Raw genomic sequence first — 11,566 nt, 5'->3', positions numbered from 1 at the left:
CTTGACTTACCTGGATTGTTCGAAAACCCGAGTGACCAGTCTTGAGGGTATCGAAGGACTATCCCGGCTCATCAGTCTGGAGTGTCAGGAAACGCCGCTTACGAGCCTTGAAGGTGTCGAAGGACTGAAATCCCTTGAATGGCTCGATTGCTCTGATACGAAGATCTCCAGCTTCGATCCGCTCTTGCCACTCGAGAGGCTGAAAGGGCTGGTCGCGGAAGATTGCGGTCAGCTCTCCGCCTCTCCAGAACTCTGGCTGAAGCCCAGTCTGGTACACGTTGAGCTGTTCGGAACCAAGCTGCATGGCGTTCCGGACGAAGTACTCTCGGAGCAGAATTGCATTTATGAACTGGCGGCACATTGCGCCGATCTTGGCGACAATCCGGAACGGCTGTCGGACGTCAAGCTGATGGTGCTCGGCAACGGGCGTGTCGGCAAGACACAGCTTGTCCGCAGGCTTCAGGGACGTGCGTATCAGGATAATTCCGATTCAACCCATGGCATCTTGGTCGAGTCCACGCCGCTGCCGATCGGACACGACGGTGAAACCGTGCCGGTGAAGATCTGGGACTTTGGCGGACAGGATATCTATCACGCGACACATGCCCTCTTTTACCGGACGCGGGCGATCTTTCTTATTTGCTGGCATCCGGATTTCGAGAACGAGAAGACGGTCGATCTGGACGGGTTCCGAAGCCGGAACCACGAATTGCCCTATTGGTTGAAACACGTCCAGCACTGTGCGGATAGAAGTGGCGCGGTCCTGGTGGCGCAAACACGCTGTGATCGGGAAGGGGACGGCGAACAAGAGCCATACGGAACCTTGAACGCGCTAAAAGGGCTCGGTGGCTACGTGCGTCATGACCTCAAGACAAGTGCTGCCACCGGCCTGGGATTGGACGCGTTGGTCGCTGATCTCAAGGAAGCCTACGCGGGCATCAATCCGCCTCTGATCGGCCCGGGACGGGCACAGGTGAAACGGCTTCTGGAGGAGCGCCTTGCCCGGATCGAACAGGCGAAGGCAGTGAACGGCGGAGACCTTCCCGAGGTGGAGAAGGCCTTGCGCACCCTGACCGTCGAGGAGTTCAAATCATTGTGTGAGGACGCGGGGCAGATCAGCGATCCGGATCTCTTCCTGAAATTCCTGCACGACGCAGGCGTGGTGTTCTGGCAGGAAGGGCTGCTGCACGATCGGATCGTACTGGACCAGAACTGGGCGCTTGAAGCCATCTACGCGCTCTTCAATCGCGATCATTGCGTAGCGCGCCTGCGGGAAGCGGAAGGCAGGTTCACGGCGGCCGATGTCGGGACGTGGTTGTGGGACAGGGATTTTTCCTTTGGGGATCAGCAGCTCTTCCTTGCGATGATGAAAAGTTGCGGAATTTGCTTCCATGTCCATGACGGCGTCTATATCGCGCCCGAATTCCTGCCGGAAGAGCCGCCCCATGAAGTCCGGCAAAATTGGCCGGGTTCCAACGATTTTGGCACTGTAGTCCAGATCTTCGAGAAGCAGGAGAGGGTGAAAGTTTTTCATTCGCACTTGTCGACCAGAACTCTCATCCGTTCCATCATTTGTGTGCACGGACCGTTCTACGGCATCAAGGGAGCGTATTGGGCAACGGGAATACAGTTTGTTGACGAGGAGTTCGGATGCATCGGGATGATCGAATATACAAAAGCTGTTTCTTCCGTATTCCGTGATCAGGATGAGGGCGATAGCACCATCACGATCCGCGTTCGTCCGGTCCGGAAGTCCGTTGATGGAAGTCTCGAACTGTTTTTTGAAAGACTGTGCAATGGTGTCCGTGCAGAAGCGGACCAACTGGGGATCGAAATCTGGTAAGCGCGCCGGTCTCGGCGCGCCTTGGCGTGTTCAAAAACCTTGGTTCAGTCATCCCGGACGCAGCGTAGCGACGATCCTGGATCGGAGAGCCGGGGACAAACGGTTTTCAAGTGAAAAACACCAAGGGTTTTGCCTCTCCGATCCCGGCTTGCGCTTCGCTTGGCCGGGATCACTACGTGAGTTAAATGCCTTTGTCAGCTGTCCTATGCCGTCAGGCGCTCTGCCGTCCCTCGATCAGCTTCAGCGTTGCCACCAGCACGATGCCATAGAGGACGTGACCGGCGAGGGCGACCCAGGTGATGCCGGTGAATTTCAGGAAGAAGGGCAGGCCGGCGAGCGCGGTGATGCCGCCGATGGCGAAGATCCAGAGGCCGAAGCCGTAGAGGGCGGCGGGCAGCAGCCAGTGTGTGGTGCCGAAGACGCGCTGCCAGAGGGGGGCGAAGATGAACATCCAGCCGATCGGATAACCGACCAGGCCGACCAGATAAAAATGCACGAAATAACCGGCAAAGTCGTTGCTTGGCAGGCCAAGATTGGCCAGCAGGCTGCGGGCGAGGCCGTGGGGTGAGAGATTGGCATAGCCCAGACCCGGGCTGACGATCTGGCCCCAGACATCGAAGGCGATGGTTGCGAAGAAGCCGGAAATGAACATCAGGCCGAGCGTGTTGAAATTGATCGCGGGCAGAGCCCCTGCGGTCCGGTATTCGGAAGAGATTGTTGTCATGTCGGTATCACCAGCCTCGGAATGGAAGTGCTTCCGCCGATATTTGGGCCCGATCCCGATCACATGGAAATAAATTGGCAGGCAGCCGTCGTGAAGAAAATGTGAGAAGTGGTTTACTGGTCGAGGCGAAGGCCCGTGCGAGGGGCCGGCGTATCGAGCCGGAATTTGAGGAAGGTCTCGCCGTCATACTCTGTCTGGTTAAGAAACACGGCACCGAGCCTCTTGAGCGCGCCCAGGTGCCTTCGTGACGGCGGCAGGAGAAAGGTGACGAATGGAATGCGGTCATCTGTCCTGGCAAAGGCGAGCGCCTTCCGCGCGATCCGAAGACCAAGCCCGAAAACCTCCGGCTTCAGCACCAGGCCGAAATCCCACTCCTCGCCTTCCTTCTGAAAACCGCCCCAGCCCACGTAGCGGCCATCGGCCAGAAACGCCCAGTGACCGAGACCGTCGCGGCTCCAGCAGGCTTCCTTGGCCTCGACGAAGGTGCGGGCCGTCTCCCGGTCCCATGTCATGGTCAGGAGCGGCATGTGTTCACCGACGCGCGGGTCGGACATGTGTGCGACGAGTTCGTCCGGGGAGATGGCCGTCAGTCTGGCAAAGGTGATGTCTGCGTTTGCGTTGGGAGACATGGTTTCGATAGCGTGTTGGCGGGACGCACAAGAAACCCCGGATATCACTTTCGGATCAAGTGAACTCCACGACACCTGACTTCAACTTCCGGTGTCCCGCAAGCTTGCGGGATGGCGGGTCCAACGAAAACAAAGGCTCATTCGGCAACATCCGCCCAGCTCAAACCGAAGCGGTCGAGGTATTTCTTCAGACGGTCGGCATCGTTGCGGCTGGTTTTGGCCGCGCGGGAGGCGGAAAAGAGCGTGCGCCCGGCAGCGCTCAGGTTCGGGCATTTGCGGCAGATGCGGATGACATAGGCGAGCTGGACCTTGTCGAACGGATCTATTCCGGAAGTCCTGTTGCCCAGAAGGTCCTGCAGCAGCGTGTCGTCCGGGTTCGTTTCCGCGCTCCGCCACTGGGTTTGCAGGGCATCGATCTCCTGATCCACCAGAGCCAGCGTGATCCGTCCACGCGGGGCGAGGGTGCAAAGGCGCTGCACCGATGCCCCGAGATCGCGGAAGTTGCCCGGCCAAAGCGTTGCCGGAGACGTCGCGAAATCCAGGTAGCGCGCACGGGCGTCAGCGTTGAAGCCGACTCGGGTTCCAAGCAGCTTTTCCGAACGGTTCAGCTCGTATTCGATGTTGGGTTCGATGTCCTCGCGCCGGTCGCTCAACGGCGGCAGGCGGAAGGTCCACAGGTTCAGCCGGGCAAACAGGTCCGGCCGGAATTTCCCTTCCGAGACCAGCTTGCCGAGGTCGCGGTTGGTGCCCGCGATCAGGTGGAACCGGCTGGTGATTTCATGGTCTGAACCGAGCGGCAGGAAGCGGCCGGTCTCGACCGCATGCAGGATCATCGCCTGCTCATCAAGGCCGAGTTCATTGATCTCGTCCAGAAACAGCACGCCGCCGTCGGCCTCGCGCAGGAGCCCGCGCCGGTCCGAGGTGCCATTGCCCATGGCGCCGCGGCGGTGGCCGAAGAGGCTCGACATGGCGCGCTCGCCCTTGAGCGTGGCGCAGTTGACATGCACCAGCCGTCCCTTCACGCGCCGGCGCTGGAGTTTCAGCTCGTAGATGCGCTCTGCCAGTTCGCTCTTGCCAGTCCCTGTCGGTCCCAGCAGCAGGAGCGGGGCGTCCGAGTTGGTGGCGACCAGCTCGATCCGTTCGATCAGGCTGTTGAAGGCCGGGTTGCGGGTTTCGATACCGGCTTTCAGGAGGGCGTTGTATTCCTCGGCCACCAGATCGAAGCGCTGCTGCAGGGCGTCGTAGCGGGAAAGGTCCAGGTCGACGATGTTGTAGTTGCCGGTGATGTCGTCCTCGTCGCGGCGGGGCGGGGAGGTCTGGACGAGTTTCGCCGGGACATGGCGGGACTCCGTTAAAAGGAACCAGCAGATCTGGGCGACATGGGTGCCGGTGGTCAGATGGACGAAATACTCTTCCCTGTCCTCGTCGAAACCGTAGCCGCGCGCGAAGTCAAAGAGCGCGCCGTAGACCTCCTGAAAGTCCCATGGGTCCCGGAGGTCGACCTGCTGCAGCAGGACTTCGGTCGCCGGGCTGGCATTCTCGATCTCCCGCTTCACATGATGGGCCAGTCGGTGGAAGTCGCGGTCGTAGAGCAGTTCCAGCCGGTGCACGGGGAAGGCGCCATGCTGGGTTACGGCAATGGAGGGGCGCCAGCGGCGCTTCTTGCCCGCATCCAGCTGGGTGCCGAGGAAGCCGATAACGACGTTCTTTTTCAATGCTTTATCCAATCAGATAAATCAATATACGAAGTTATAAGAATATATCCTGTCAGAAGTGTCAAGGCGCCGAATTATCTTTTAAAAACAATCCGATAGATGAATAGACGTTTTTCGTTTTTCCGTCCCGATGCTGAGGGCATTCTCATTCTCAACACGAACACGAGAAACGCAGCCCACCAAACGCAATCGGGTGCTGCCGGTTCAAGGAGAAAGATCATGGCAAACAAATCCGTGTTTGCATCCCTGAAGGGAGCTTATTCCGGCAAGGCGGACGCCAGGAACCTGGCGGGCGGGCGTGCCTATGATTACGACGACCGCCACAAGCTGGCACAGCTGGCCGTGACCGGAACCATCGGCGACACCTACTACCAGAACGCCGAACTGGAACTTGAAGCCGTTCTGAAGGCGGCGGATGCCGTCCCGGCCGACTTCCTGGCGAAGACCGCCGTCTATGCCCGGCAGAAGGGCAAGATGAAGGACCTGCCGGCCCTGCTTCTGGCTGTCCTGGCTTCAAGGGATACCGTGCTGCTGGCTGAGGCTTTCCCGCACGTGGTGACCAACGGCAAGATGCTGCGCAACTTCGTGCAGGTCATGCGCTCCGGTCAGACCGGACGAAAGTCGCTGGGAACGCGGCCGAAGGCTCTGGTGCGCGGCTGGCTGAACACGGCCACCGACCATCAGCTGCTGCAGGCAAGCATCGGCAACGATCCGTCGCTGGCGGACGTCATCAGGATGGTGCACCCGAAGCCGCGGGATGAAGCGCGCGAAGCGTTCTTCGCCTGGCTGGTCGGAAAACCGTGCGACGTCTCCAGGCTGCCCGAACAGGTTCAGGCCTATCTGGCATACAAGGAAAACCCGAACGGCCGCGCGCTGCCGGACGTGCCGTTCCAGATGCTGACGCACCTGCCGCTGTCCACCAAAGACTGGATGAAGCTGGCGCTCGGTGGAAGCTGGAACATGGTGCGCATGAACCTGAACACCTTTCTGCGCCACGGCGTCTTCGAAGGCGGACGGTTCCGCAAGGCTCCCGCTGTCGCGCAGATCGCGGCGATCCTGAAGGATCCGCGGCGGATCCGGAAGGCGAATGCCTTTCCGTATCAGCTGCTGACCACCTATCAGGCACTGTCGGCGGAAATGCCGGCGGCCATCCGCGAGGCGCTGCATGAGGCCATGGAACTTTCGGTCGCCAACGTCCCGTCCTTCAAGGGGGATGTGGTCGTCTGCCCGGATGTTTCCGGCTCCATGGTGTCGCCGGTGACGGGTTACCGCAAGGGAGCGACGACGGTGACGCGCTGCGTCGATGTCGCCGCCCTGGTTTCCGCTGCCGTCCTGCGGCGGAACCGCTCGGCCCTGGTACTGCCCTTTGAGGTCGGTGTCCGGGATGTCCGGCTGGAAGCCCGCGACACCATCCTGACCAATGCCCGAAAGCTCACCGAGCAGTGGGGCGGCGGAACGGACTGCGCGGCACCGCTGGCCTGGCTGAACCGCAAGCGCCGGGCGCCGGATCTGGTGATCCTGGTCTCGGACAACCAGTCCTGGGCGGGTGTGCAGAAGGGAGCATCGACGGGCGTGATGCGCGAATGGATGGACCTGAAGCGCCGCAACCCGGACGCCAAGCTGGTGTGCATCGACATTGCGCCCTACGGCACGGCGCAGGCCAGGTCGCGGCCGGACATCCTCAACATCGGGGGCTTCTCCGATGCGGTGTTCGACCAGATCGCGGCCTTTGCCGAGGGAACGTTGAGTGCGGACCAATGGGTCGGCGAGATCGAAGCGGTCGAGCTGACCTGACAAACTGAAGGACGGCGGGCATGTCCGCGATATTCCCGCCGTCTTTTGGAAAATCCAGACGAATGCCGAAGGAACTACATTGCCGCCACCATAGGATGGTCTGAGTGGGTTCGACTCCCCTCCAGATCAGCGGACGTTCAAGCGGAAACGATTGCACGTCCGTAAGCTGATCGATCTTTAATGATTGATCATCTTATCTGCGTTCCTTCGAACGCAGGATGATCAATGTAGGCGCTCTTAGGCTCGAGCGGGACTCCCGGGTTTCTTCTTTTTTGTCGCCTGGACTTTCCAAACGACTTTCACCGAGGCGGATGCCGATGGAATTACATTCTCACTCCGGAAATGCGTAGGTCGAGCTACGCCATTGCGGCATCGCGATGTCGTCTAACGAGGAAAGACGCCGGACCCCGTATTTCATCACCACCTTGCCGCCATTCTAATCAACCGGTCAGGGCGGATGCCTGCAGAACTACATCGACTGTTAATCGCCGGGTTGCGGGTTCGAGTCCCGCCGCCGCAGCCATCACAAGTGTTTCCTGGTGCGGCGTAGCTCAATTGGTAGAGCAGGAAGTTTTGCAACCCACCTTGCCGCCCTGACCGGCATTTTGAAATGAAGAAGAAAATGACGAAGATGGAAACGGACATTCTGAAGCTGACCAGCGAGATGCTGGCGGACTGGGGACACGAGCCGGGCAAGGCCTTCGGTGCGGCTTTGCGTGACGGACAGGCGGCGCTCGACAACGGCGAGGCGCTGGAGGCCGTGCGGCAAATGCTGGAAAGCTACAAGCCTGACCCGGTCCTGCCGCTGGCAGACCCCGGCGCAAAACCGTTTCACGTCAACCTGGAAGCGGCAAGCGAAGACGAAAAGGCCAACCTGGAAGCGGTCATGCACCACATGACCGAGCTGATGCGCACCCCGACCATCGAAGCGGGGGCCATCATGCCGGACGCCTGTCCGGCCGGTCCGCTCGGCACGATCCCTGTGGGCGGTGTTGTCGCCGCGCGCGGAGCCATCCATCCGGGCATGCACAGCGCCGACATCTGCTGTTCGGTGATGATGACCGAGTTCGAGGAGGCTGATCCGAAAACCGTGCTGGATGCCGCGCATTCCGTGACCCATTTCGGAGCCGGCGGCCGGGCCAACGGCAAGCGTTTCACCATGTCGATGGGCCTTTACGACCAGTTCCGCGAGAACCGCTTCCTGAGCAACCCGAAGATCCTGCGCGCGGCGCAGGAGCATCTGGGAACCCAGGGCGACGGCAACCACTTCCTGTTTGTCGGCGTTTCGCGCAAGACCGGCAAGACGGCGATGGTCACCCACCACGGCTCGCGCGGACCGGGCGCGGGTCTTTACAAGATCGGCATGTCGATCGCGGAAAAGTTCCGCAGGAAACTGTCGCCGAAGACCCTGAAACAGAACGCCTGGATCCCGGCGGAAAGCGAGGAGGGCATCGCCTACTGGGAAGCTCTGCAGCTGATCCGCAAGTGGACCAAGGCCAACCACAACGCCCTTCATCAGGCAACGGTCGAGGTCAGCGGATCGACGCACAGCGAGCGCTTCTGGAACGAGCACAACTTCGTGTTCGAGCGGGACGGTCTCTTCTATCACGGCAAGGGCGCGACCCCGGCCTGGGACGGCTATGCCGCAGATGCTACGGGTCTGACCCTGATCCCGCTGAACATGGCCGAACCGGTTCTGGTCGTGCGCGGCAAGGATGCCGGTCACGCCCTCGGCTTCTCGCCGCATGGTGCCGGCCGCAACTATTCGCGCTCCGAGCACAAGCGCCGGTCGGTTGCCAAGTCGCCGGAACAGATGCTTCGGGAAGAAACGGAAGGCCTCGACATCCGCTTCTTCGAGCAGAAGATCGACATCTCCGAACTGCCGTCCGGATACAAGAAGGCGGACGCGGTGGTCGCCCAGATCGAGAAATACGGTCTGGCCGAAATCGAGGACTACATCGATCCCTACGGCTGCATCATGGCCGGCGAAATGGAGCCGTTCTGGAAGAAAAACAAGCAGGCAAGGCGGTAACCCGCCTTGCCTCAATCACCCCGTCGGGACGGATGCCGGCAGAACGACTTTGTACGCAGGTTCAATTCCTGCCCCTGTGCGTGCCAAGCGCAGCGTAGCAATCAGGTCCTCCTGATTGGCTTCACGATTTGCCGCGGCTAAGGCTCAGGCAGAAATAGATGGCTGCGACGGTGACGGACATGGCGAAGATCCAGGTCTCCGAATCCAGCAGCCACGTTTCAAACCGTTCCAGGTAATTGTGTGTTTCAGCCCAGATATTATCCTTTTGCAGAGCCCGGAAGGCGGCAAAGGAGCAAGCACTGAGGGTAGGTGCGAGCAAAATGAAAAATACGGGGAACCGCTCGATCCGGTTTTTCAAAAGGAACGCAATCAGCGCTGCAATCGCAAGGAATGGCAGGCTGATGATTGTACCGACGGTGAAGGTTGCAATGAGGTAATCGGGCAGGAACCCAACGTATGTGGTAAGCAATGCCCGGGGTTCCAGAGCAACGGCCTTTAGCGCAATCATCGCTGTCAGATGTGAAAACGGAAAAAACACGATGGCGGCCGAGAGCAAGCCCAGGAGCCAGGACACCAGCAACAGTTTTGCTAATCTCCTGATTTCCTTGTGACGGGAAACGGTCACCTCTCAATCTCCAGTTTCATTGCCCAGCCTGTCTTTTTCCTCAAATCCGCGTGAACAGCGCCGGTTCATCCTCGGCAAAGAGTTCCACTTCCACGCTTTGGGCGTGTCCGCTGGCCGTGCTGCCGAAAGTGATGGTGGAGCGGGAGCCGACGGGGGCGTTTTCGGTGACGAAGTCGAACACCATGATGCCGCCGTCCCAGGGCTTGAGCGGGTAGAGCTGCGGCTTCGGGCCGGCGGCCAGCACAAGGCCGTCGCCGTCCTGCTGCACCTCGACTGTGCCGAAATAGGGATTGGAATAGGTGCCGACGCAGGCCTCCGCGGGCAGGGGGGCGGCAGCCGCCGCAGGGGGCTCCTCGCCAACGGTCCGGCCGAGCTTGGTGAAAAAGCCCGCGAACAGCCGTTCATAACCCGGATACCAGTCGCGGGTCTCTTTTCCGAACTGGACGAAATCGTTGAAGGTGGCGGAAATGGCTTCGGCCGCGCCGACCGGAGACCCGTTCGTCAGAACCACGATGCCGAGATCGAGGGACGGGATCATGGAATAATTGGTGCCGGTTCCCATCAGGAAAGCGCCGGAGTGGCTGATGACGACCCGCCCCGAGGGCTCGACGCCGACACCGAAGCCAAAGCCGTAAAAGCTCGACCGCGCATCGGGAGAACGCGGTTTGCCCGAAAAGCTCTGCGGGCTGATCGCGGGCAACAGGGCCTCGGGCGTCAGGATCTGCTTTCCGTCATAAGTGCCGTTCGCCAGGATCAGCTTGAGCCATTTCGCCAGGTCTTCGACCGTGGAACTGACGCCGCCTGCCGGCGATTCCGGGTCCGGATTACGCTGAAGCAGCGCCTCGAAACCCTTGTCCGTGCGCGTGTGCGGAACGGCGCGGTTTTCCGCTGCCATGAAGTCGCCGAAGCGCGAACTGGTGTTGGCCATGCCGAGCGGCTTGTAGAGCGCTTCTTCCGACAGGCTCTCCCAGTCGGTTCCGGCGGCCTGGGCGACGGCTTCCGCTGCGGCAGTCAAACCGAAATTCGTATAGGCATAGGAAATGCGGAAGGGGGCGAGCGGCAAGAGCCGGAGACGTTCCAGGATGGTTGTCCGGTCGAAGCCGAGGTCTTCCAGGTCGTCGCCCGCGTGGTCCGGCAGGCCGGAGCGGTGGCTGTAGAGGTCGCCGATGGTCAGTTTTTCGGTACGCTCCGGATCGGACAGGGAGAACCACGGCAGAAGGTCCCGCATCCGGCTGTCCCAGGACACAAGACCCTTGCTGACCTGTGTTGCCACCACCGTCGAGCCGACGGATTTCGACACGGAGGCAAGCTGGAAGACGGTGTCCGACCCGATCTTGTCGTCAGTGCCGATTTTCCGGACCCCGAAGCCCTTGGCATAGACCGTCTCGCCCTTGTGCACCACGGCCACGGCAATGCCCGGCACGCCGCTGCGTTCCATCACGCTTGAAATGATCCGGTCGAGTTCGCCGATGGCCTTGTCGATCTGGCCGGGCGGAACCTCGACGCCGGCGGTCTGGGCCGGTGAAAGCGCCCAGGCGGATTTGGAGAAGGGCAGGAGGCCGAGCGTGGCGGCGGCGGTAGTGCTGCCGAGCAAGGTGCGGCGGGTCAGTTCAAAAGACGGCATGTTTCAATCCCTGTTCGCGAATTGGACAACCGGTAGGCGAACAGCATGGCACGGATCGGTAACGGGTTGCCATTGTTTCTTTTTCAGACGTTTGCCGGCGCTATTCAATGCTCCCGTGCATCGCCACGAGGTCCAGCTCCGCCTCGGGGGCGGCGATGGTGCGGAAACTTTCCTTGACCCCGTCCGCCGTCAGCTCCCTTTGCACAACCAGCAAGGTGTTTTCTGCATGTTCCTCGCACAGTTCAGCCATGTACCGGAGTTCCTCTTCGGCAACGCCCCGGGCGGCCTCCTCGGACGGCGCGCCATAGACGTCGACGAAATGCCGGGCGAGCCGATTGGCGAGGCCGGAGAATTCGGTGTCCGAGACGGGGGTCACGGCAACAAAGGTCGCCCGGCCGAAGGTTTCCAGCCCCAACCAGCCGTTGGCAAAGGCCTGCCGCGCCTTTCCGGTGAGATCCGCGTCTGTCCAGTCGGAGAATTCAAAGCCGCCGGAAAGACACCATTCTCCTGTTCGGGCAGGCGAGAAATAGACGTTGCGGTCGCTGTCATCCAGGTGAATGGCGCGGGCAAGTTTCATGGG

At 60.7% G+C, this 11,566-nt stretch carries 9 protein-coding genes; 3 read left to right on the top strand and 6 right to left on the bottom strand.

Annotated features, from left to right (window positions below):
• Nucleotides 1–1,843: COR domain-containing protein (locus ACQY7U_RS12990; RefSeq protein ID WP_428645066.1), on the top strand; the 1,843-nt coding region annotated here is incomplete at its 5' end.
• Nucleotides 1,844–2,054: 211 nt separating this feature from the next.
• Here ACQY7U_RS12990 and ACQY7U_RS12985 read toward each other — a convergent pair.
• The 3 genes from ACQY7U_RS12985 to rtcR form a co-directional block, all read right to left on the bottom strand.
• Nucleotides 2,055–2,567, bottom strand: a complete 513-nt coding sequence (locus ACQY7U_RS12985; protein ID WP_428645064.1) for a hypothetical protein — start codon at nucleotides 2,565–2,567, stop codon at nucleotides 2,055–2,057.
• Between the two features lie 113 nt (nucleotides 2,568–2,680).
• Nucleotides 2,681–3,196 (bottom strand): GNAT family N-acetyltransferase, encoded by a 516-nt coding sequence (locus tag ACQY7U_RS12980; protein ID WP_428645062.1) that lies wholly within the window; start codon nucleotides 3,194–3,196, stop codon nucleotides 2,681–2,683.
• Between the two features lie 137 nt (nucleotides 3,197–3,333).
• Nucleotides 3,334–4,911: an RNA repair transcriptional activator RtcR gene (gene rtcR / locus ACQY7U_RS12975; RefSeq protein WP_428645061.1), complete on the bottom strand. Its 1,578-nt coding sequence runs from the start codon at nucleotides 4,909–4,911 to the stop codon at nucleotides 3,334–3,336.
• A 219-nt stretch (nucleotides 4,912–5,130) separates the two neighbouring features.
• Between rtcR and ACQY7U_RS12970 the strand changes: the two genes are divergently transcribed.
• Together ACQY7U_RS12970 and ACQY7U_RS12965 are read left to right on the top strand one after the other, a co-directional pair.
• Nucleotides 5,131–6,705, top strand: coding sequence for a vWA domain-containing protein (locus tag ACQY7U_RS12970; RefSeq protein WP_428645059.1), 1,575 nt, complete (start codon nucleotides 5,131–5,133; stop codon nucleotides 6,703–6,705).
• A 622-nt stretch (nucleotides 6,706–7,327) separates the two neighbouring features.
• Nucleotides 7,328–8,737, top strand: coding sequence for an RtcB family protein (locus ACQY7U_RS12965; protein ID WP_428645057.1), 1,410 nt, complete (start codon nucleotides 7,328–7,330; stop codon nucleotides 8,735–8,737).
• A 121-nt stretch (nucleotides 8,738–8,858) separates the two neighbouring features.
• On the opposite strand, the gene ACQY7U_RS12960 is transcribed toward ACQY7U_RS12965, so the two are convergent.
• From ACQY7U_RS12960 to ACQY7U_RS12950, 3 genes are all read right to left on the bottom strand, one after another.
• Nucleotides 8,859–9,362, bottom strand: coding sequence for a hypothetical protein (locus ACQY7U_RS12960; RefSeq protein ID WP_428645055.1), 504 nt, complete (start codon nucleotides 9,360–9,362; stop codon nucleotides 8,859–8,861).
• A gap of 40 nt (nucleotides 9,363–9,402) precedes the next feature.
• A complete protein-coding gene (locus ACQY7U_RS12955) occupies nucleotides 9,403–10,986 on the bottom strand; it encodes a serine hydrolase (protein ID WP_428645053.1) in 1,584 nt (527 codons plus the stop codon).
• A 100-nt stretch (nucleotides 10,987–11,086) separates the two neighbouring features.
• Nucleotides 11,087–11,563 carry a DUF6505 family protein gene (locus tag ACQY7U_RS12950; protein ID WP_428645051.1) on the bottom strand — a complete coding sequence of 159 codons (477 nt, stop codon included), beginning with the start codon at nucleotides 11,561–11,563 and terminating at the stop codon, nucleotides 11,087–11,089.
• Nucleotides 11,564–11,566: the final 3 nt, after the last annotated feature.

Source organism: Roseibium sp., assembly GCF_050301095.1.
Taxonomy (GTDB): domain Bacteria; phylum Pseudomonadota; class Alphaproteobacteria; order Rhizobiales; family Stappiaceae; genus Roseibium.
The sequence above is the reverse complement of the archived record's forward strand: the minus strand, read 5'-3'. Positions and strand labels throughout refer to the sequence as shown.